Source organism: Pauljensenia sp. C0254C2, assembly GCF_056583835.1.
This window is the reverse complement of record NZ_JBWPJO010000002.1, coordinates 17386-39131: the sequence shown is the minus strand read 5'-3', so window position 1 is coordinate 39131 and position 21746 is coordinate 17386. Positions and strand designations below refer to the sequence as shown.

The 21746-nt window shown below is 59.6% G+C and carries 14 protein-coding genes and 1 pseudogene; 7 read left to right on the top strand and 8 right to left on the bottom strand.

The window, feature by feature from the left end:
• The first annotated feature begins 10 nt into the window (after positions 1-10).
• A complete protein-coding gene (locus tag AC1DA5_RS01720) occupies positions 11-1672 on the top strand; it encodes a xylulokinase (protein WP_480289080.1) in 1662 nt (553 codons plus the stop codon).
• Entirely contained in the window at positions 1665-3137 is a 1473-nt protein-coding gene (locus AC1DA5_RS01715; protein WP_058237536.1) for an arylsulfatase, read from the top strand. Before AC1DA5_RS01720 ends, AC1DA5_RS01715 begins: the two co-directional genes overlap by 8 nt.
• Positions 3138-3230: 93 nt before the next feature.
• Here the strand turns inward: AC1DA5_RS01715 and AC1DA5_RS01710 are convergent.
• From AC1DA5_RS01710 to AC1DA5_RS01690, 5 genes and pseudogenes are all read right to left on the bottom strand, one after another.
• Positions 3231-3548, bottom strand: a pseudogene (locus AC1DA5_RS01710) (acetylxylan esterase); the annotation flags it as partial.
• 139 nt (positions 3549-3687) lie between these two features.
• Positions 3688-5421, bottom strand: coding sequence for a dipeptide ABC transporter ATP-binding protein (locus tag AC1DA5_RS01705; RefSeq protein WP_058237928.1), 1734 nt, complete (start codon positions 5419-5421; stop codon positions 3688-3690).
• 191 nt (positions 5422-5612) lie between these two features.
• Positions 5613-6587, bottom strand: coding sequence for an ABC transporter permease (locus AC1DA5_RS01700; RefSeq protein WP_058237537.1), 975 nt, complete (start codon positions 6585-6587; stop codon positions 5613-5615).
• Positions 6580-7506, bottom strand: coding sequence for an ABC transporter permease (locus AC1DA5_RS01695; RefSeq protein ID WP_058237538.1), 927 nt, complete (start codon positions 7504-7506; stop codon positions 6580-6582). Before AC1DA5_RS01695 ends, AC1DA5_RS01700 begins: the two co-directional genes overlap by 8 nt.
• 394 nt (positions 7507-7900) lie before the next feature.
• Positions 7901-9517 (bottom strand): peptide ABC transporter substrate-binding protein, encoded by a 1617-nt coding sequence (locus tag AC1DA5_RS01690; RefSeq protein WP_058237539.1) that lies wholly within the window; start codon positions 9515-9517, stop codon positions 7901-7903.
• Positions 9518-9851: 334 nt separating this feature from the next.
• Between AC1DA5_RS01690 and coaE the strand changes: the two genes are divergently transcribed.
• Positions 9852-10544 carry a dephospho-CoA kinase gene (coaE, locus tag AC1DA5_RS01685; protein ID WP_092648986.1) on the top strand — a complete coding sequence of 231 codons (693 nt, stop codon included), beginning with the start codon at positions 9852-9854 and terminating at the stop codon, positions 10542-10544.
• 57 nt (positions 10545-10601) lie between these two features.
• Here coaE and AC1DA5_RS01680 read toward each other — a convergent pair whose 3' ends face one another.
• From AC1DA5_RS01680 to AC1DA5_RS01670, 3 genes are all read right to left on the bottom strand, one after another.
• Positions 10602-15071: a lamin tail domain-containing protein gene (locus AC1DA5_RS01680; RefSeq protein WP_480289079.1), complete on the bottom strand. Its 4470-nt coding sequence runs from the start codon at positions 15069-15071 to the stop codon at positions 10602-10604.
• Positions 15072-15193: 122 nt separating this feature from the next.
• The gene (locus AC1DA5_RS01675; RefSeq protein WP_058237541.1) at positions 15194-16588 is read right to left on the bottom strand and encodes a family 4 glycosyl hydrolase; all 1395 of its coding nucleotides are present in this window, start codon (positions 16586-16588) and stop codon (positions 15194-15196) included.
• Positions 16585-17379, bottom strand: coding sequence for a DeoR/GlpR family DNA-binding transcription regulator (locus tag AC1DA5_RS01670; protein ID WP_058237542.1), 795 nt, complete (start codon positions 17377-17379; stop codon positions 16585-16587). Before AC1DA5_RS01670 ends, AC1DA5_RS01675 begins: the two co-directional genes overlap by 4 nt.
• Positions 17380-17510: 131 nt before the next feature.
• Between AC1DA5_RS01670 and AC1DA5_RS01665 the strand changes: the two genes are divergently transcribed.
• From AC1DA5_RS01665 to AC1DA5_RS01650, 4 genes are all read left to right on the top strand, one after another.
• Positions 17511-18488 (top strand): carbohydrate kinase family protein, encoded by a 978-nt coding sequence (locus AC1DA5_RS01665; RefSeq protein WP_058237543.1) that lies wholly within the window; start codon positions 17511-17513, stop codon positions 18486-18488.
• 27 nt (positions 18489-18515) lie between these two features.
• Positions 18516-19895 carry an ABC transporter substrate-binding protein gene (locus AC1DA5_RS01660; protein WP_257525594.1) on the top strand — a complete coding sequence of 460 codons (1380 nt, stop codon included), beginning with the start codon at positions 18516-18518 and terminating at the stop codon, positions 19893-19895.
• A gap of 92 nt (positions 19896-19987) precedes the next feature.
• Positions 19988-20929, top strand: coding sequence for a carbohydrate ABC transporter permease (locus AC1DA5_RS01655; RefSeq protein ID WP_058237930.1), 942 nt, complete (start codon positions 19988-19990; stop codon positions 20927-20929).
• Positions 20926-21735 carry a carbohydrate ABC transporter permease gene (locus AC1DA5_RS01650; RefSeq protein WP_058237545.1) on the top strand — a complete coding sequence of 270 codons (810 nt, stop codon included), beginning with the start codon at positions 20926-20928 and terminating at the stop codon, positions 21733-21735. Before AC1DA5_RS01655 ends, AC1DA5_RS01650 begins: the two co-directional genes overlap by 4 nt.
• Positions 21736-21746 lie beyond the last annotated feature (11 nt).

Sequence of the window (21746 nt, the reverse complement as noted above, 5' to 3'; positions counted from 1 at the left end):
GGAGTATGACGTGACTTTGACAGATCAGGAAGCACAATCTTCGCACGAACAACAACGCGCAGATATTGACGCTGCACACACGGCGCTGGGAATTGAACTGGGTTCCACCCGCATTAAAGCTGTTCTTATCGACTCACACTTCCAGGTGATTGCCCAGGGTGGATTCGAATGGGAAAACAAGCTGGTTGACGGATTGTGGTCCTATGGGCTGGCCGACGTGGAACGAGGCGTGCAGACCGCCTACCGCGCGCTAGCCGACACCGTGAAGAAGGAATTCGACGTCACGCTGACTCGCGTCGGCGCGATCGGCATTTCCGCCATGATGCATGGCTACCTGGCCTTCGATGCCGATGGCAAACAGCTGGTGCCGTTCCGGACGTGGCGCAACACAAACACGGGGCCTGCCAGCGAAAAGCTCACTGAACTGTTCGACTTCAACATTCCGCTGCGCTGGTCGATTGCTCATCTGTACCAGTCGATTCTCAACGAGGAACCGCACGTCACGGACGTAGCGAAGATTCAGACCCTCGCGTGCTACGTCCACGAACGTCTCACGGGTCGTCACGTGCTGGGCGTGGGCGACGCCTCGGGCATGTTCCCCATCGATTCCACCACCGTTGACTATGACCAGGAGCGACTGCAGCAGTTCCGCGACCTCGTCGCAGAAAAAGGCTTCCAGTGGGACGTTGCAGACCTGCTGCCCACAGTTCTGGCAGCGGGCGACGATGCAGGTGAACTTACCGCCGAGGGCGCACGCTTCCTCGACCCCAGCGGTAACCTCGAAGCAGGAATCGCGATGTGTCCTCCTGAAGGCGATGCAGGCACCGGCATGGTGGCAACGAACGCTGTCGCGCCGCGCACTGGTAACGTTTCGGCCGGCACGTCCATCTTCGCGATGGTCGTCCTTGAGAAAGCCCTGAAGAAGGTGCACATTGAGCTTGACCCTGTCACAACGCCCGACGGCTCCCCGGTTGCGATGGTGCACTCCAACAACGGTTCCAGTGAGCTGGATGCGTGGGTGAAGATCTTCCGCGAGTTCGCTGAAATTGCCGGCGTCGATATTCCCAAGCCACGCGTTTACGACCTGCTGTACGAGCATGGCCTGACCGGCGATCCCGACGGCGGCGGCCTGGTCGCCTTCAACTTCCTGTCCGGCGAACCGATCGTCGGCGTGGAAACCGGTCGACCCATGTTCGTCAACCCGCCTGCCTCCACATTCAACCTGGCAAACTTCATGCGCACACAGCTCATGACGCCGTTCGCCGTGCTGCGCCTGGGCATGAACATTCTGACTGAGGACGAGGGTGTCCAGGTGGACCGCTTGTTCGCTCACGGTGGCCTGTTCAAGACACCGATCGTCGCGCAGCAGTTGATGGCTGGCGCTTTGGGTGTGCCCGTTGCGGTTGGAAAGAGCGCCGCCGAAGGTGGAGCATGGGGCATCGCAATCCTGGCGAAGTTCCGCGCAGACCGTGCCAATGGGGATGCTCAGTCCCTGCCGGACTATCTTGCCGAACGCGTCTTTGCCGACACCGAATCCTCGGTCATTGATCCTGTCGCCCGCGATGAAGAAGGTTTCGAGCGCTTCCTGACCCGCTACCAGGCGGCCATCAGTGTTCAGCAGGAAGCCGGCCGGGCACTCTCCACTCACTCGCAGCACGAATCAAATGACTGATCAAAAGGATTCGCGTCCCAATATCGTCCTGATTTGTGTCGATCAGTGGCGGGGTGACTGCCTCTCCAGTCTGGGCCATCCGGATGTTCAGACCCCCTACCTGGACCGTTTGGCTGGGATGGGCGCGCAGATGTCGCGTACGTATTCCGCGGCTCCAACATGCGTGCCGGCGCGCATGTCACTCATGACGGGCATGAGTCCTCAGTCGCACCGACGCGTCGGCTACCAGGACGGCGTCACATTCGACGTGGCTCCCACCTTGCCGCAGTGTCTGAAAGAGGCCGGTTACCAGACGCAGGCGATCGGGAAAATGCACTACTGGCCCGAACGCACGCGAATCGGATTTGACGACGTCCAGTTGCACGACGGCTACCTTCATGTCTCACGCGATCGCACACGCGATGTGGCGTGGTACGACGACTATCTGCCGTGGCTGCGCGACCAGGAGGGCGCAAACGCTGTCGAGGATTACATTGATTCCGGCCTGGAATGCAATTCCATCGTTGCCCGTCCGTGGGACAAGGCAGAACGTCTCCATCCGACGAACTGGGTTGTCAGTGAGGCGATCCGCTGGATGTACCGGCGCGATCCTGACTGTCCATTCTTCCTGTACCTGTCCTTCCACCGCCCGCACGCGCCCCTCGACCCGCCTGCATGGGCGTTCGAGCAGTACGATTCGGCCGAGCTGACTGATCCTCCCGTGGGCGACTGGGCTGATGAGCTCATGGAAGATGAGCAGCGCGCCTGGGATCCGACAGCACTTGCAGCCGTCTATCATCCGCGGTCCGTGCATCGCGCGCGTGCCGGTTACTTCGGACATATGACCCATATCGACACTCAGGTGTCACGATTCCTGCAGGCTCTGTTTGAATTCGGCGTTGACTCCAACACGTATGTGGTCTTTATTTCCGATCACGGCGACATGATGGGCGACCACCATCTGTGGCGCAAGGGATACCCCTACGAAGGGTCCGCTCACGTGCCATTCCTCGTGAGAGGTCCCGGCATCCCTGCAGGAGCGCGCGTCGACCAGCTGACCGAACTTCGCGATCTGATGCCCACCTTGTTGGATCTGGCTGGCGTACCCGTGCCTGAGGGCGTGGATGGGCGGTCACTGGCACCGTTCCTGCGTGGACAGGACGCGTCATGGCGCACTTACATCCACGGTGAGCACACGTTATTCGGCCAGTCACTGCAATGGATTGTCTACGAGCATTTCAAGTATGTGTGGTACTCATCGTGGGGCACCGAACAGCTTTTCGATCTGGCCGACGACCCGCACGAGCTTCACAACCTTGCTTCAGATCCGCACTACGAGTCAGCGTTGAAGAAAGCGCGCGGCTACCTCATTGCCGAACTCGAAGGTCGTGAGGAAGGGTTTGTTGACGAGGGAGACCTGGTGACTGGGCGACCTGTTCATGCCGTCCTGACTCAGCCCCATCCGCCGCTGGATGAGGGCCGGTAGGCGGCTAGCGTGGCGAGCTCGGTGACGATGACTCGTCGAGCAGTGCGCGCAGCCACGTGAGCTGCTTGCTCCCTTCACTATCTGGCCACCTTCGTGCTGATTGAAGGGGTAGACGACGATTTCGGGGGCGTCCCCGGTCTGCGATGCATCAGTCCTGCCCCACCAGTTTCGCGCCGCAAACACGGTCGAAGGTGGGCAGGTCATATCCATCTCCTCTGTTGAAAACAGAGCCGGCGTGTCGGCAGTGACTCGCTTCGCCAGGTTCACTGCGTCGAAGTAGGACAGCGTGGTGAACACCGTGGCCACCTTGTGGCGCATGATCGACAGGTAGCGGGAGATTTCCTCGTAGGGTTCCTGTCCCGTCATGCCCACGGCGCGTTCCAAGTGGCACAGGAACGGTACGTCCGGCATGGCTGCGAAACCCGGTGGTTCAGTGCGGTCGCTGCAATTGTGAGGCCGCCGCCCTAGCTTCCTCCGGCAGTGATGATCCGGTCCAGGCGTCGCTATGCGGCCCTGGCACTTGCCGACAGAGTTTGTCGCTGAGGGGTTCCTACAGGTTGAGCTGGATGGCTCGTCCCGGCACTGCGTCGATCAGCTCGCGCGTGTAGTCCTGCTTGGGGTGATCGAACAGTTCGTCGGACGGTGCCGCCTCGACGAGCTTGCCGTGCTCCATCACCACCACGTCATCAGCGATCTGACGCACCACCGCCAGGTCGTGCGTGATGAACAGGTAGGACAGCGAGAACTGTGCCTGCAGGTCATTAAGCAGGTGCAGAATCTGGTTCTGCACCAGCACGTCGAGGGCAGAGACAGCCTCGTCCAGCACAATCACTTCGGGCTTCAGTGCCAGGGCGCGGGCCACGGCTACGCGCTGACGCTGCCCACCGGACAGTTCGTTCGGATAGCGCCGCATGACCGAGCGCGGCAGAGCGACCAGGTCAAGCAGTTCCTGGGCCCGTGCGATGCGCTCCTTCTTGTTTCCGATCTTATGAACCTTCAGTGGTTCCTCGATAATGCGGAAGATCGAGTACATCGGATCCAGTGACCCATAGGGATTCTGGAAGACAACCTGGAGCTTGCGGCGCAACTCAAACAGCTCTTTGGATGAGAATTGCGACGTGTCCTGCCCTTTGAAGAACACCTTGCCTTCGGTGGGAGTGAGCAAGTTGAGCACCATGTTGGCCACAGTGGACTTACCGGAACCGGATTCACCCACCAATGCCAGGGTTGTGCCCTTGCGCAATCCGAACGTGACGTCGTCAACGGCGCGCAGTTCCTTGGCTTCGCCGCGCGCACCGCGCACGTCAAAGACTTTCGTCAGATGTTCGACGCGCACGATCTCCTCGGTGGAGGACGCACCTGCTCCTGTACCGGTGAGTTCTTCGTCCGTCACTTTCACGCCGCGGGCGTGGGCGGACTCGATACGTGCCGATGCGAGCGAGGGGGCCGCCGACACCAGTCGCTTCGTGTACGGATGCTGCGGATGCTGCAGGATCTCCAGCGCGGGCCCGGATTCCACGATACGTCCGCGGTGCATGACGACCAGCTGCTCGGCGCGTTCAGCCGCCAGGCCAAGGTCGTGAGTAATGAACAGGACAGCTGTGCCCAGCTCACGAGTCATTGTGCCCAGGTGGTCAAGGATGCGGCGCTGAACTGTCACATCCAACGCGGAGGTCGGTTCGTCGGCAATGAGCAGCTTCGGGCGGGCAGCCAGACCGATCGCGATCAGGACGCGCTGGCGCATACCGCCGGAAAATTCGTGTGGGAACTGCTTGGTCCTCTTGCCGCCACCGGCAAGTCCGGCCTCTTCAAGCAGGTCTGCCACGCGCTGACCCACCTGCGAGGTGGGGACCACGTTGTTGGCCCGCAGAGCCTCACCGACCTGCTTGCCGATACGGGTCACAGGGTTGAGGTTCGTCATCGGGTCCTGTGGGACCAGACCAATACCGGATCCACGCAGCTTCACCCACTCTTTGGTGGACAGATGCGTGGTGTCCTTGCCGTCAAATTCAATGCTTCCGCCTGTGACTTCACCGGTGCCGGGCAGCAGGCCGATGATCGCAGAGGCAGTCGTTGACTTGCCGGAACCGGACTCACCCACAATTGCCACGGTCTGGCCGGGGTAGATCGTCAGGTTGACTCCGCGCACGGCGGGAACTTTGCCGGTGGACGTGGTGAACGTGACTTCAAGGTCTTTGAGCTTGAGCAGCGGTTCAGCGTCATCTGGGTGGATGTCGCCTTGGTCTCGTGAATGCTCATTGACCACTTCTGGCGCATCGGACATGACAGTGCGGGTGACCAGCTTTTCGAGGCGTTCGTCTGTCAGCTCAGCGTCGGTCGAGTCACCCTCGTCAACGTCGGGCATAAAGCGGTTGTCACCCGAGTCGGAACTGGCCGGGTTGGGTGTGACCGGTCGCGACGCGGCGAACGTGGGGTCGTCGGGGTCAGGTGTCAGATCTGGATTACGTGGAGTTGTCACTTCTTACGCGCCTTCGGATCGAGGGCGTCACGCACGGCGTCGCCCATCATGATGAAGCTCAAAACGGTCAGTGCCAGCGCGATAGCCGGGTAGAACAGAACCATGGGCTGAACGCGCAGGGATGCTTGTGCCATCGAAATGTCGCCACCCCAGGACACCACGGACGACGGCAGACCGATACCCATGAATGACAGGGAGGCTTCGGCAACGATGAATGTTCCCAGTGCCACGGTTGCGTAGACGATCACCGGTGCCATTGCGTTCGGCAGGATGTGGCTGACCACGATATGCCAGCTCGATGCGCCGGTCGCGCGCGCTGCCGTCACGAATTCCTCGTTCTTGGTGGACATGACGGCGCCGCGGGTGATGCGCGCAATCTGCGTCCACCCGAAGCATGCCAGCACCAGGACGACCATCCACACATTGCGGTTGTCGCGGAACATCTGCATGAACACGATTGCGGCAAGGAGCAGCGGAACCGCGAAGAAGATGTCGATAATGCGGGAGATCACAGCGTCAACCCAGCCACCGAGGTATCCGGCGAGGGCGCCCAGCGATCCGCCGATCAGGACGACGGCGATGGTCGTGAAGACACCGACCGTCACTGAGGCGCGAGCACCGTAGATGACGCGCGCGTAGATATCGCAGCCCTGTCGTTCGAAGCCGAAGGGGTGCCCGGGACCGGCTGGTTCAAGTGAATTGCCCAGTTCGCAAAAACGCGGGTCCTGTGAGGTGAACAGCTGCGGCACGAAGGCCATGAGGAGCGCGATGAAGATGATGATGGCTGCCACCCAGAACATGGGGCGCTTGCGCAGCTGCTTCCACGCTTCACCCCACATGGATGAGGGTGCTGAATCGTCAGCTACGGCGTCGACGGCACCCAGGCCGGTCTCGTCAATTTCAGAGACGTAGTGCTGTTGTCCATGGCGAGTGCGCTCAATGGACGCGGAAGGAATCAGATTCTCACTCATAGCGGATCCTCGGGTCGAGCCAGGCGTACAGAAGGTCAACGATCAGGTTCGCGATGATGTAGACAAGCACGAGCACAGTCGTGAAGGACACCACCGTTGCCGGCTCGCCCTTGATGACTGCTTGCCACAGCGTGCCGCCTACACCGTTGATGTTGAAAATGCCTTCTGTGATGATGGCGCCACCCATGAGGGCGCCGAGGTCACCGCCGAGGAATGTCACGACGGGGATCAGTGAGTTGCGCAGAATGTGGCGGCGCATGACCTGTCCGTTCGACAGGCCTTTTGCCCGCGCAGTGCGCACGAAGTCGGCCGCGGTGTGTTCAGACACTGACTGGCGCGTCAGTCGCAAGACGTAAGCCAGCGATTGGGCGCCCAGTACTATCGCCGGCATCAAAAGATTGGTGATCGTAGTCTTACTGCCCACCGTCGGTGGCAGGATGCCCCATTTCACGCCGACCAGGAACTGGAGTACGAAGCCGATAACGAAGGTCGGTACTGAGATGACCACGAGGGACAGAACCAGAACCGTTGAGTCGAAGAAGCCGCCTCGGCGCATGCCGGCGATGACACCGAAACCCACACCGAGGATCGCTTCGAAAAGCAGCGCCATCACTGCAAGCTTGATGGTGATGGGGAAGGCTCCCGCCATTACTTCGGCAACTGGACGACCCGAGAAGGTGGTTCCGAAATCGAGAGTGAAGACGCCCTTGAGGTACAGCAGGTACTGCATGTACAAAGGCTTGTCGAGGTTGTATTCCGCACGGATACGCGCCTGTACTTCCGGGTTGAGGCCACGGTCGCCTCCCAGGGCGGCAACGGGATCACCAGGCATCAGGTACACCATTGCGAAAATCAGGAACGTGGCTCCGAAGAAGACCGGGATGATCTGGAGGAGCCGTCGTCCGATATATCGGGACATTGGGTATTTCCTTCGGGGTGGACAGGACATGCTCGCCCCTCTGATTGCTCAGAATCGCGTGCATGTGTGCTACAGGATCACGGAGCTGACGCCTCGCGATCGTTTCGGCCACTCACCTTTTGCCGTGAGACCTGCCAACGTCGAATGTTCAACATCGTGCAAACTTCACGCCAAAATATGCAAGCTTCGCTTGGTGAGCGTATCACTAATTCTTTTAGTCTTGGGAGCCGAGTCGACTCTTGAGCGGCATTCGCGTCACTTTTGCACTGTATGACCCATCACATCAGAGACATGTTTGTGCAGGTCACTCGGTTGGACGTGAACATAGTTCTGTGGCGAACAGGCCATTCCTGGTCGCCACAGAACTATGTAGTGCTGATCTATACGGAGCAGATCACTGCTTGGTGATCAGGTAGTACATCGGAACGCTGTGCCAGTCGAATTTCACGTTGTCCACGTTCTCCGACCAGCCGGCGACCACGTTCGAGTACCACAGCGGGATTGCCGGCAGATCCTGGAAGAGGATCTCCTGGGCCTGATCCAGCAGCTTGTTGGACTCTTCCAGCGAGCTTGCGCCCGAGGACTTGGTCAGCAGTTCATCGAATGCAGGGTTCGAATAATTGCCGTCGTTCGCACTTGCGCCGGTGGCGTAAATCGGTGCCAGGAAGTTGTACTTACCGGGGTAGTCAGCCTGCCATCCGGCTCGCATGGCTCCCTTGATGGCGCCGTTGGTGACGTCGTCACGCAGTGACTTGAAGTCCGGGTAGGGGTTGCCTTCCGCTTCGATTCCGAGGGTGTTCTTGATGGAGTTGACCGTTGCGTCAACCCAACCCTGGTGACCGCCGTCAGAGTTGTAGGCAATGGTGAACTTGCCTTCGAACGGAGCGATGGCCTCAGCCTGTGCCCACAGTTCCTTCGCCTTGTCGGCATCGTAGGTCAGAACCTCGCTGCCGGGGATCGAGTCGTTGAAGCCGTCAACGACTGGTGAGGTGAAGTCCTTGGCAGGGGTGCGGGTACCGGAGAAGATCTTCTCGGTGACTTCTTCACGATTGATCGCGTAGGAGATCGCCTGGCGACGCAGCTTGCCTTCTTCACCGGTGAAGTGCTCAAGGTCGTTCGGAATGGTGAATGCCTGGAAGATAGCAGCAGGCTGGTTCACCGAGCGCCCGTTGAGCTCGCTTTCGTAGGTCTGGAATGCGTTTTCAGGGATGGCGTCCAGCACGTCGAGGTTGTTGCCCACGAGGTCCTGGTAGGCCGCGTCCTGCTTGGCGTAGAAGGTGAAGTGGAGTCCACCGTTCTGCGGAGTGCGCTCACCCTTGTACTCGGGGTTCGGGACCAGTGAGAAGCCTTCGTTGTGAACCCATGCGCCTTCGCCGTCAGCCATGTAGGGGCCGTTGCCGACCGGGTTCTCGCCGCCGGCTTTAGGATCAGCCAGAGTAGAGTCGGGCAGCGGGTAGAAAGCTGAGTAGCCCAGACGCTGTTCGAAGTCAGCTTCCGGCTGCTTGAGCTTGATGGTGAAGGTGGTGTCGTCCACGACCTCGAGGCCGGTCAGATCGCCGTTGCCTTCCTCATCGGCACCTTCGATGGGTGCGAAGAAGTAAGCGGAGAGCATGGCCTCTTTTGCACCGAGCTTCCATGCCTCAACGAAGTTCTTGGCCTTCAGATCGGAGCCGTCAGAGAACTTCAGGCCTTCCTTCAGTTTGACGGTGTAGGTCTGATGGTCGTCAGTTTCGATGGACTCGGCCATTTCCATGTGGCTTGCGCCTGTCTCATCGTAGTAAGTCAGTCCGGCGAACAGCACGTCAAGAAGACGGCCACCGCCCGTTTCGTTCGTGTTCGCAGGGATCAGCGGGTTCTGAGGTTCAGATCCGTTGACCTCGACAATGCCGCCTGATGCTGCGGCACCGCTTTCACCACCGTTTCCTGATTGGTCGCCGCTGCCGCCGCCACATGCGGTCAGTGCAAGGGCGAGGGCGGCCGGAACCGCCAGCCATGTTCTCTTAATCCTCATGGGATGCCTCCTGATTTTTATGCAGGTGCTTCTGGGCCGCTGTGTCACATACACAGGACACGGATGCCAGATGTCACAGACACTATCGATCAATCTGCCTCAAAGCGTTGAGAGTTCACCATGTGGAAGCTACAATTTGGTCACGAATTATCACGAAATGATCAAGAACTCGTCTTCATCATTGGAAACAAGCCGAAAGCTCACGTGGTGTCGTCGCGTCACTTTGAGACAAACCCTCATCTTTGCCTCAACTAATTGTGTCTGACTTCACACACTTTGGTCAAGACTTCGCCATGGGACCGTCACCAATTGATTTGTGACTACCCTTGAGTGCATGAAACCCAGCGCTGCAGGTCACGTCATCACGTGCGGAGAGGCACACGCGACGGCACTCCGCACACCGGAGCGTCGCATCACGCAACCGCCTGACGCACTACGTATCGGCATCAGCGGCGGAATCGGTTCCGGTAAGTCGGCGGTGGCGGATGTTTTTGCCCGCCGCCATGCCACTGTTGCAGATGCAGACCAGATTGCCCGGGAGATCGTCGCACCCGGTTCGCCCGCCCTGCACGACATTGCGCAGGCGTTCGGCACGGATATCCTCAACGCTGACGGCTCGTTGAATCGTCCGGCGCTGGCACAGCTCGTTTTTTCTGATCCGGCGCGGCGCACCCGCCTGGAGGCATTTACTCATCCGCGTATTGCTCGCGAGTCGGCGCGCATACTCGCCAGCGCACCGCCCGGCACCTTCGCTGTCTACGACGTTCCTCTGCTGGTCGAGGGTGGCCTGGCATCCACCTTTGACGTCGTCATCATGGTGGGTGCTCCGGTGCAGATCCGAGTCGAACGCCTCGTGAGCCGTGGTCTGACAGCTGACGATGCCCGCGAGCGCATCGATTCTCAGGCAAGTGAGGCTGAGCGACGGGCGGTGAGCGATGTGTGGATCGCGAACACGGGCACGGTCGCTGACCTCAATCAGGTGGTCGACCGACTCATCGATGACTGGCTGACACCACTGCTGTCATAAGCAGGCTCCCCACGCCACCAGATGGCAGTGTGGGGAGCCTGACCAGATCCTTATCTGTCAGTGCGTATGACGGCGTCGTCGCGTCGCCACCATCACGGCGCCCGCCATGCCGATCACGCTGACCGCTGCGAGCAGACCGCCATCAGCGCCGGTGGCTGACAGGTGACGCCCTCCCGCAGATACGTTTGGCGATGCACCTGGTTGCGCTGATTGACCCTGGCCATGGTTCTGATCGGTGCTCGGCTCGACGGGCTGAGTTCCCGGCTCGGTCGGCTGATTTCCCGGCTCGGTCGGCTCACCGACAGGCACCGCTGTGAACGTCAATACCGGTGAGATCACTTCACCACCATTGACATCGCTGACCACCACGTACCAGCTATGTGTCCCCACCGGCACATCTTTCCACGTCGCACTGGCAGTGCCAGGTGTGGTAACACCCCCGGCAGTTCCAATGAGGCGAGTGGACAGCACGTCCGCGGAGAAGTTGTCCGTGCTGAGCACGCGCTGTGAAGGCGTAATTCCCAGCTGTGCGTATGAGACATCGAAATGCTGGTACTCATACGGATTGTCAGCGCTGCCCAACAGCCCCTGATCATCGGAATTGTAGCGCTGCAGCGAAGGTGAATACGTGCGTACCATCATGCGCTGGCCTTCGTTGTCGAAATGCAGCAAGCGCAGGTAGCCCTGGCCACCCTCGGGAAGTGCCTGGTAGTCGAAGAGCATCGATGTCACGGTGCGCTCCGCTACGCCGTCCCCATCGTCATCGAAGCTGTCCGTGCGGGTGAACGCATCGTGGTAGTGCCCCGACATCACCATCCGCACATTCGGGTTCGTGGCAAGGACCTCATCAAGGATGCGCTGCGGGATCGGACCGAGCCCACCGGTCGTCAGCATGAATTCGTGCAAGTCGATGATTGCGATGCGGTCCGGGTGAGCGGCCAGCACCTGATTCATCCATTCAATTTCCGCGTCCCCTGGTCCCCAGCCCTGGTAGACGGCAATGAAGTCGATGCCTCCGGCGGAGAACAGATCGAAGTGTCCGCGGTTGTCCTCATATGAGCCGCCGTACCACGGGTTAGCAGCGAAGCGTGCCTCACCGAAGTTCTTCGAATACTCCGAGTAGTCGTTGGCAAGGTGGCCAACATCGTGATTTCCTGCCAGAACGCCATAAGGGAATCCCGCCTCATCGAGCGTGCGATACGCCGGATTGGCACGGTCCCACTGATGCTGCTGGTCGAAGTCGTCGATAATGTCACCTGTGTGGAACAGGTACTGGATATTCATGTTGGCCCGCTGATCCAGCAGGTACTGGTGGATGGCGAGCTGATGTGGGTAGTAGTCGTCGCGCTCGTTGTAGTACTGCGTGTCCGATTCCCAGGCGAGCGTGAAATCGTACGTGGAGCGCGCCTCGTCGTCGGCGTGCGCGGGAGTCACGGTGGACTCACGCGTCGTCAGGTTCTTCCCGGCCCACCCGTCGGAATGCTGGATCAGCACGGTAATCACACCATCATGAGCATACGTATCTGTCTTGACGAGGGCGTCCAGGTCAAATTTTTCGTACGCACCATCTGCTGCAGACGCGGCGCGCGTGTTGGCCGAATCCGTGCCTGTGCCAGTGATGTGGCGGTCGACCTCATCCCAGGATCCATCAGCGGCGCGCACGCGCATCGACACCTGAGCGTTCCGTTCAGCCTGTCCGGACCAGTGCACACGCACCGTGGCGCCAGCGTCGCTGTCGCTGACAGGAATCTCGAACAGTTCATACGGGAAGGCATCATCTGAGGTGATCTGTTTGACCACATCATCATCCTGGGCAAGCTGCTCGATCTCGTCACTGGTGAGCGGACGAGCTGACTCACGCTCAGCTTGGGCAGCGTCATTCACTGTTCCGGAGGCGGTGCGAATGGTGCTGTTGTCCACGCGATCGCCTTCGTAGAATTTTGCGGTGACCTGGTCGCCTGCTTCATCATCCACGTGGGCGCTCAGTACCACATCGCCGGCTTCCACACGGGCACCGTCACCAGGAGTGAAGGTTGCAACCGTGGGGTCTTCCACGGGCGTCGTGAAGTGGGTGGTGACAGTTGCGGAGTTCCCCAGTTTGTCGACGGCAATGACGGTCAGTTCATGGTTGCCGGCCGGCAGTGACGTCGACGAGGTGGTCAGCGGAAGGGTGATGTCCTTGCCGTCGAGTGTTGCGCTGAGTGAATCCAGTCCAATCCCACTGTCAGTGGCGGTGGGATTGACGGTGATGTCACCCTGGAGCAGGGCGCCCTCGTCAATGTGTGTCTCGATGACCGGAGCCGTGTTGTCGACCCGCAGGACGCGTGTGACGTTGTGCTGGGTGCCGTCCACTGTTGCCTGCGCGGTGATAGTGTGCGTGCCGTCTATTGCTGTCGTGGTGTCCCACGCGTGGCGAGCGCCGGTGAACGCGTCGTTAGGAATGTCGAACGTCGCGTCAAAGAAATCGTGCTTGCCTGTGGAATCGCCCATGCGCAGCCATTGTGTGGCATCGGAGTATCCGCGTGGGGTGAGCGTGCGTCCGTCCGGCAGGATCAGTCGCAATGCACGCACATCGAAATCGTCGTTGTTTTCGTTCTCGTCGATCCCGGGTTTGGCTTTGGTACCCGCGTAGATCGAGGCGGTTACGGTCTGTCCGTCCATGTAGACCAGGGGCACGGGCGTTGAAATGGTCGTGATCTCGCTGTAGGTACCCTCATCGAAAATCGTCAGGATGTCGCCATTGGGGGCCAGCACGCCGTTGCGGAAGAACGTGTCAGTCTGCGTGGCTTCGAAGGCGAAGACCGGCTCACCTTCCAGTGAGGCTTCCGTCAGCACGTTCGTGCCATCGATCGTCATCGTGATTGACGAGGGGGCATCGGTCGCCGCAATCAGGTCGGTGGTGCCGGACACCCAGTCATTGTCGGCGTGGTTGATACGCAAGGGGTCAGTGGCTGCTCCCTGGATGGCAACTCGTACGGGAGCGGTGGTTTTGGTGAAGGTTCCGTCCGTGTAGGTCAGCGTGTAGTCGAACCAGCGTTTGCCGGTCATGTCAGCGGCAGGCACCTCGAAGGTGAAGTGCGTGACGTCTTCGCTGTCATGTGTCAAGTTGATCGCGCGCGAATCTTGATCGGCGCTTGACTTCATGTTCAGTGTCACCGTCTTGACGCTGGTGTTGTCCGTGATGGTGAAGTCGAATGTCAGTGGCTGGTCGGCGCGAACTGTGGATGGGGTGGCATCTGTCAGCGCCGGTTCCTGCGTGTCTGCGGCCAGCGCGACCAGGGGCCTGGGGAGCTGGGCAGCCATCAGTGTGCCCGGCGATGCCGGGTGAGTGCCAATGCGGCCCTGTGTGGTGAGGTCGTCCGTGTTCACGCAGAAATGGAATCCCTTGTTGTATTCGACCTCTTTGCCGTTCATGTTGTAGTAGGCCCGGTTAATGACCGTGCCGGTATTCGTCTGGATCTGCATGCCGCGAGCGCCACCATTGGCCATGCCACCTGAGTAGATTTCCACCAGGTCCTGGCCCATAGTCAGCGACGTACCCCACTGCTTGTTGAAATCGGCTGCGCCCAGATCATTGTTGTTGCCGTTCCTGATCCAGAACACCAGGGTTTTTCCGGGTTGGATCACGACGTTGTCAGGGGTGGAGGGCCACAGTGCCGAGCTCTTCGAATCGGGGTACAGGTAGCTGAGCGTGTAGTTGGAGAAATCGATGGGCTGGTCGGTGGTGTTGGCAATCTCAATGAACTCATAGCCATCTGAGCCGGACACGTTATCTGTGTCGGGTACGAGTTCGGTGATCATCAGAGGTGCTGCCGTGTCAGGTGCGTCCTGTGCCGACGTGGGGTCATCGGGGTCTGGCTGACCTGACTGGTCGCCCGGATCTGGCTGAGAGGTGCGGACGAACTGTTCGTCGCGGACAGTGCCAGGTGTTGCAGTGGCCTGCGACGCCAGCAACGTCATCGACTGGGTGTCTGATACGGCGAATTCTGCGACTTTGTTGGCTCCAACGGATCCGGCCGGGTAGTACGACCACGATTCGATTTGCCCGTCTTTGAGGACCCGGATTCCGCGCTCACCTTTATTGGCCATACCTGCCTGGCCGGTGATGCGCACAATCCTGGCTGTGTTGCTCATGGACCAGTTGGTGCGAAAATCTGCGTCCGTGCGAGCAAAGGAATCGAGGTTCTTCGCCGTGTAGGACAGCCACATGATGATTGTTTCGCCTGGGCTGAGGGTCAGGTTGGCGTCGTCAACCGTCAGTTGTTTGTCCTGGGATCGGTCATCGGAATCGGCGTAAGTGTAAGCGAAAGAGTACTTCTGTTCAGCAAGGTTGATCGCCGCATCCGTCGTGTTGTGGATTTCGAAGTATTCGTATTCGTCAGAGCCGGTATTGTCGGGCGCAATCTCCGTGATCATGAGCGGCGGAGCGATGGTCTCAGCCTGTGCCGGGCCACCGCTCCACACGCTCGTCATCATCAGAGCTGCCGCCACTCCCATAATGAGGGCACGAGGTCGAACTGAAAACATGTGTATGTACTCCATCAGTCAGCAAAAATCACTATGACTTCACTGACGCTAATGACGCAGTTCAACCACCCGGTAAACACTGCCTAACGTGTAGGTCTACCGGTGTGTGAGCCTTCTTTCCTTTATTCGAAAACCTTCGCGATCTGGGGACTTTGGTCGATGTAACCCTCCAGCACGCGGCGTGCCACGGCAACGGAATCGACCAATGGGTGGTTGGCCATTGCGCGCCATGCAAGGGTGCTGTCCCCCTGCGTTGCCGCTTCGATCACGAGTTCCTCACACCCCTTGACGGTGGTGATGAGTCCGAGTTCGGGACCGGTCACAGGCCGCACGTGCTGCGGATGAACTCCGTCAGCGTCGACGCGACAGGGCACTTCAATCACCGCGTCTTCGCGCAATTGCGGCACGATCAGATCACCGTCCGCATCCGAGTTGCCCACACCCAGGATCATGCGTGCGCGTGTGCCGGTGGTCAGCGAGTTCATCAAATCGAAGGCGACCTGCTGGTAGCCACCTGCGGCGATGTCTTCGTCACGACGGTTGGCGCGGTCTTCCTCATCACGGGATTCGGCCATGTAGGTCGCTTCGCGCTCGTCATGGACCCTGGTCCATGCGGCTGCGGCATCGTGGTCGCTCGCTCCGGCAGCTTCGTCATAGAAAGCGCTTTGCTGCTTGTCGAGGAATTCGCCGCGTGTAGCCTTTTCCTGCCTGATCCGGGCGACTGATTCGCGGTTGAGGTAGTAGTAGAAGAGGTATTCGTTGGGCAACATTCCCAGTGCGCGCACCCACTCAAAACCGATTGTGCGTGCCTCTTCGATGTGATCCAACGCGGCATCGTCGGCCAACAGGTCAGGCAGACGATCTGTGCCGTCCAGTTCCAGCGACCGCAGCCACCCTAGGTGGTTCAGGCCCACGTAGTCGAATGTGAGACGAGGATCGTCCTGGTCAACCCAGTGATGATCGATGCCTGCCGCCGCGCTGACACGGCGCACCAGTCCGATCGGCGTATCGCAAATACCAATCACACGGGAGCCCAGTTCGCGCCGCATCGCCTGAGTAATGATTCCGGCAGGATTCGTAAAGTTGATGACCCACGCATCGGGAGCCACCTCGCGCACTGCACGAGCCAGTTCCATCGCGATGGGCAGTGTACGGAACGCATAGGCATAGCCACCCACCCCGACCGTTTCCTGTCCGAGGATTCCTTCGGCCAGCGCAACACGCTCGTCAGTGACACGTCCGGCTGTGCCGCCCACTCGTATGGCTGAGAAGACGAAGTTGGCTCCCGTGAGGGCCTGGCGCAGGTCGGTGGAGGCGGTCAGTGTCGGTGGATGGGCGAAATCCATTCCGCGGATGACCGCCATCATGACGTCGAGCCTGCGCTGATCGATGTCATAGAGGGCCACTTCGTCGACGTTCAGGCCGCTATGAGGCCCCTTGCCCTCGCGTGCTGCTGAAAGAACTTCGATGATCTGCGGGACGCGGAATCCGCCTCCGCCTGCAATTACAAGTTTCATGCGCTGATCACTTTCGTGTTTGTTCCCTCAAGCTCTGCCAGTGAGGGGGTGGTGGATATTTCGGCGGTCGTCACAACACCCGTCAAGTCACTGAGATGGCACACGGTCAGCAGGCCTGATCCCGGAAACTTGTCCGATGACGCGACGGCGAAGGTTTGTTCAGAATGCGCGATGATTGATTTCTTGATGGGCACTTCCATTCCGGTCGAATCCATCAAAGCGCCGGAATGGCGGACACCCGAGGTGCCAACGAATGCGATGTCAGCTCTGATTGCCTCCAGTGCATGTTCAGTGAGGCTGCCGACCAGTGACAGGTAGTTTGTTCGCAACACACCACCCAGTACGACAAGCGTTGCTTCACATTCGCCTCGCAGTTCGTCTGCGACAGCCAGGGAGGCAGTGACAACGGTCACGTCGCGATGCCTGAGATGGCGGGCCACCATCACGCCGGTGGTGCCGATGTCGATGAGGACGACCGACTGATCGGGTACGAGGGCTGCAGCTGACCTGCCGATACGATCCTTCTCTTCGGCTGATCGCATAGCAACCGTGGCAAAAGGCAGGTCCTGTGTATCGTGAGGGGATTCGCTCAGGGCTCTAAAGCTGGGTACACCGCCGTGAATTCCGCCGCCGCGCACGCGCGTCAGTGCGCCTTGCTCATCCAGACGGTTCAGGTCGCGCCGAATCGTTGACTCGGAGGTGCCGAAGTGCTGTGCCAGATCGGATACTGACATACTGCCGCGGTCATGTACCAAGTCAAGGATTCTGGCACGACGCTGATAAGCCAACATAGTGCCAATTATAACGAAATTCTTTCAATTGTGAGCAATATTGGTCATTTGCAAGCACAATGCGCCGAAATATCGCTACAGTGTGATGAGAACAAGATCACGTTCAGTTCCACATTGGCAAGGAGGCATCCGTGGGCACTGTGTCGTCAGATGGATCAACCTGCGTCATTGGCCCTGTCTTCCTTGACGTTGTCATGTCGGGACTTGCAGGCCCCCCGCGCCCAGGTGAAGAACAATGGGTATCAGGATGCGCCATCACTGCAGGTGGAGCAGCAAACCAGGCCATCGCTATTGCGCGTTTACTTCAGGCGCCTGACACAGACGATTCCTCCCGTCCACGCCTGGTCACCACTATCGGCCAGGATCGAGCAGGTCATCTGGTGGCCGACATCCTGACCAGTGAAGGTATTGACCTGAGGTGGGCGAGCAGATGTGACCGCCAGAATGTCACGACGTCGCTGGCATTCAACGGTGACCGGGCAATGGTGACCTATGGCTCGGAGAGCGTCTCACTGTTGGCAGATGTCATCCAGGGGGATCACCCGGCCGCCCTCGTCGCTGACATGAATGCGATTAACGCCAACCACGACAGCATTGCTCAGTGGGGTGATGTGTGGGTGCTGGGCGATGTTGGTTGGGACCCAAGCGGGCAGTGGGATATCAACAATCTGCGCGGCCTTGACGTCACCGATGTGTTCACTCCCAACGAGACTGAAGCGATGCGTTACACACGCACCGACAGCGTCGAGGAGGCAGCCCGGGCACTGTCGAAGAAGGTGCCGCTGGTGGTTGTCACCTGCGGGCCGAGGGGAGCTGTCGCCTGCGATGGGACGGAGCTGTTCACGGTCCCGGCCCTGGATATCCCTGTTGTTGACCCGACGGGAGCCGGAGACGTGTTCTCAGCGGGCCTGACCTTCGCTCACCATGCGGGGCTCGCACCGCGCGCCGCAGTTTCCCTGGCAATCGCTGCCAGTAACTACACCGTTCGCTTCCCCGGCGGCTCATCCAGCGCGCCGACCGGCTCCGACCTGCACCACTGGGTCACGAGCCTTTCGCGAGACCTCACCAAGGGACTTGACCTGACTTTTCTTGATGTACTCAACGTTTAAATGACACGACCGAAAGGATGTAACACGATGAAGTATTCTTCTCACGGCTCGGCAATGGTTGCCGGACTGGCGTGCCTGGCACTGATGGCGGGGTGTGCTCCCAGCGGCGGAAACGGAGGCCAGACCAGTGGCGACTCCGGCTCCCAGTCGACGGCAGCATCCGAAGTATCAACCGATATTTCGAACGCCCCCGAACAGACACTTGTGGTGTGGGACCAGGAAGTGCGCGGCGGCCAGAATGAACAGATCGAGCGCCTCAACAAAGCGTTCATGGAGAAGTACCCGAACATCACCATCGAGCGCAACTCCCAGTCCTTTGACGATCTGCAGACCACACTGCGTCTGGCTCTGACCGGCGCGGATGCGCCTGACGTTGTGCAGGCCAACAACTCGCGTTCCATGATGGGCCAGTTCGTCCAAGCTGGACAGATCCAGTGCCTCGACCCCTATGTGGAGGCCTACAAGTGGAACGAAACCTTCGCTGAAGGCATCCTGGCGAACTCTTCGTACTCCTCTGATGCCACCAAGTTCGGTGAAGGCTGCGTCTACGGTCTGCCGCAGGTCGGCGAATCAGTGGGGATCTACTACTCGAAGGCCAAGCTCGCTGACCTCGGTCTGAAGGAGCCCACAACCTGGCAGGAACTGGCCGACCAGCTGCCGACCATCAAGGAAGCCGGTGAAACACCGCTGATGCTCGGTAACGTCGAGAAGTGGCCGGGACTGCACGTCTTCGGCGTCGTGCAGGGCGCACATGTGGACGCAGATACCGTGCGTTCGCTCGGCTTCGGTAACGCAGGTGCTTCGTGGAAGACACCGGAAAACGTTGCTGCCGCCACGCAGATCCAGGAATGGGCCAAGAACGGTTTCTTCAACGACGGCTTCAACGGCGCTGACTACGACAGCACCTGGCAGGATTTCGCTGGCGGCAAGGGCGTGTACCTGATTGCCGGTTCATGGCTCGCACCTGACCTGCTCGAAGCAATGGGTGAAGATGTCGGCTTCATGCTGCCGCCAATGGCCGAAGGAATGGATGCGCCGCAGACCACCGGCGGCACCGGATTGCCGTTCGCCATCACGTCAGCCGCCAAGGATGTCAACGTCGCTGCGGCCTACATCGACTTCCTGACGAACGCCGATGCGATGAAGGTTCTGGCTGAAACCGGAAACGTGCCCGTCAACGATACGGCTACCTACGCCGCCAACGAGAAGGGCGTCGTGGCCGATGTCATGAACGCCTTCGACACGTTGACGAACTCCGGCAACGTTCTGCCGTACCTCGACTACGCCACCCCGACCTTCGATCAGGTTCTTGGTGACGCACTGCAGGGACTGCTTGATTCGAAGATCACCCCTGACCAGTTCGTCGACACTCTGGAGACGGCGTACACCGAATTCACCAACCAATAATGCAGCCGGTCGCCCTCGTTCGTCTTTCATGATCAACGAGGGCGACCCATCCGCTTTTTATATCCGTTCGCGTGTACATTGAGGAGGCTTCGATGACCAACCACACCGGCGGTGCACAGACAGCGACCGCCACTAGTTCACGCCCCGCACGTGGACGCAACAGGTCACGCGCACAGTCACGGTGGGCCATGTCGATTGCTCTGCTGGCACTGCCAGTGCTGGTGTACGGCGCATTCATGCTGTACCCCATCGGTCGCGTCATCACCCTGTCGTTCTACAAGTGGGATGGCCTGGGCGTAGGAACATGGGCAGGGTTCAACAACTACGTCACAACATTCACCGACCCCAGGCTGTTGGACGCCTTTTGGCATGCTCTTGTCCTCATCATTTTCTACGCGGTGTTCCCACTGATCATCGGCCTCGTCCTGGCGACACTGCTGACACGCTCAAGCGTGCGCGGGCTCGGATTTTTCCGAACCGTCGTCTTCCTGCCACAGGTCATCGCCATGGTGGTGCTGGCCATTTCGTGGCGTGAAATTTACGCGCCCGACGGGCTGCTCAACCGTGTGCTCCGGGCGATCGGTCTGGGCGGACTTGCCAGGCCGTGGCTCGGTGACTACTCGACGGCGCTGATCGCCGTGGGCCTGATCGGCACATGGGTGTCCACCGGCCTGGTAACCGTCCTGCTCATGTCCGGAATTGCGCGCATCCCGCGCGAATACTACGAGGCAGCCATGCTTGACGGCGCTGGGTGGTTTCGCCGCTTCTGGTCCGTCACTATTCCAAGCGTGCGTGGTGAAATCCTCGTCTCACTGACCCTGACGGTGATCGCAGCGCTGAAGACATTCGATCTGGTCTACATGACGACATCGGGCGGCCCCGGCACATCCACAACCGTGCCGTCCTACGAGGTCTACAACCAGGCGTTCCGACTCGGACAGGTGGGAACGGCCTCGTCACTGGCGGTCGTACTAACACTGGTGATCTTCCTGATCAATCTGACCATCAACCTGTGGGGGGAAAAGGACCAATGAAAACTTCTCCCGCTGAAAAAGTTGTCAGCTACATCGTGTTGATCTTCTTTGCGCTGCAGTCCCTGATCCCCATTCTGTATGTCCTGTTCCTGTCGTTGAGTTCAGAGAAAATCAACGACTCGTCGTGGGGACACATCGAGAACTTCGCGAAGGCGTGGAGCCAGGGTAAGTTCTCGCTGTACATGAAGAACTCGGCGATGATCGCCGTGGTTGTCGTGACGTCGGCACTGGTGCTCTCACTGATGAGCGGCTACGTGCTCGGCATTTTGCGCCCGCCTGGCTCCAACGTTCTGTTCTACGTGTTCCTCCTGGGCATCATGGTGCCGTCCGAAGCGATCATCCTGCCGTTGTTCTACGATCTTCGCACCCTCGGACTCACCGACACGCTCTGGGCGGTGGCGCTGCCACAGATTGCGCAGTCACTGGCATTCGGCACATTCTGGATGCGCGCGTTTTTCCGCTCAGTTAACCCATCCATCCTGGAGGCTGCCCGGCTTGACGGCGCCGGTGACATCCGAATCCTGTGGTCGATCCTGCTTCCACTGGCACGTCCCGCAATCGTGACTCAGATTGTGCTGACGTTCATGTGGACGTGGAACGACTTCCTGATCCCGCTGGTCATGTCACCGACCGGCAGGATGCGCACCGCCCCGTTGAGTCTGGCATTCTTCCAGGGCCAGTACACCACCGGATCCACGCTCCTGGCAGCCGGAGCGGTTCTTGTTGCATTGCCTATGGTGATCCTCTTCCTCGCCCTGCAGCGCAGCTTCATTTCCGGAATGACCGAAGGAGCAGTTAAAGGCTGATATTTGACCGT

Bases quoted from the DNA above. Each gene is read 5' to 3' on its own strand.
- AC1DA5_RS01715 (WP_058237536.1), top strand. From the start codon at position 1,665: ATGACTGATCAAAAGGATTCGCGTCCCAATATCGTCCTGATTTGTGTC.
- AC1DA5_RS01705 (WP_058237928.1), bottom strand. From the start codon at position 5,421: ATGTCCGATGCGCCAGAAGTGGTCAATGAGCATTCACGAGACCAAGGC.
- AC1DA5_RS01700 (WP_058237537.1), bottom strand. From the start codon at position 6,587: ATGAGTGAGAATCTGATTCCTTCCGCGTCCATTGAGCGCACTCGCCAT.
- AC1DA5_RS01695 (WP_058237538.1), bottom strand. From the start codon at position 7,506: ATGTCCCGATATATCGGACGACGGCTCCTCCAGATCATCCCGGTCTTC.
- AC1DA5_RS01690 (WP_058237539.1), bottom strand. From the start codon at position 9,517: ATGAGGATTAAGAGAACATGGCTGGCGGTTCCGGCCGCCCTCGCCCTT.
- coaE (WP_092648986.1), top strand. From the start codon at position 9,852: ATGAAACCCAGCGCTGCAGGTCACGTCATCACGTGCGGAGAGGCACAC.
- AC1DA5_RS01680 (WP_480289079.1), bottom strand. From the start codon at position 15,071: ATGTTTTCAGTTCGACCTCGTGCCCTCATTATGGGAGTGGCGGCAGCT.
- AC1DA5_RS01675 (WP_058237541.1), bottom strand. From the start codon at position 16,588: ATGAAACTTGTAATTGCAGGCGGAGGCGGATTCCGCGTCCCGCAGATC.
- AC1DA5_RS01670 (WP_058237542.1), bottom strand. From the start codon at position 17,379: ATGTTGGCTTATCAGCGTCGTGCCAGAATCCTTGACTTGGTACATGAC.
- AC1DA5_RS01660 (WP_257525594.1), top strand. From the start codon at position 18,516: ATGAAGTATTCTTCTCACGGCTCGGCAATGGTTGCCGGACTGGCGTGC.
- AC1DA5_RS01655 (WP_058237930.1), top strand. From the start codon at position 19,988: ATGACCAACCACACCGGCGGTGCACAGACAGCGACCGCCACTAGTTCA.
- AC1DA5_RS01650 (WP_058237545.1), top strand. From the start codon at position 20,926: ATGAAAACTTCTCCCGCTGAAAAAGTTGTCAGCTACATCGTGTTGATC.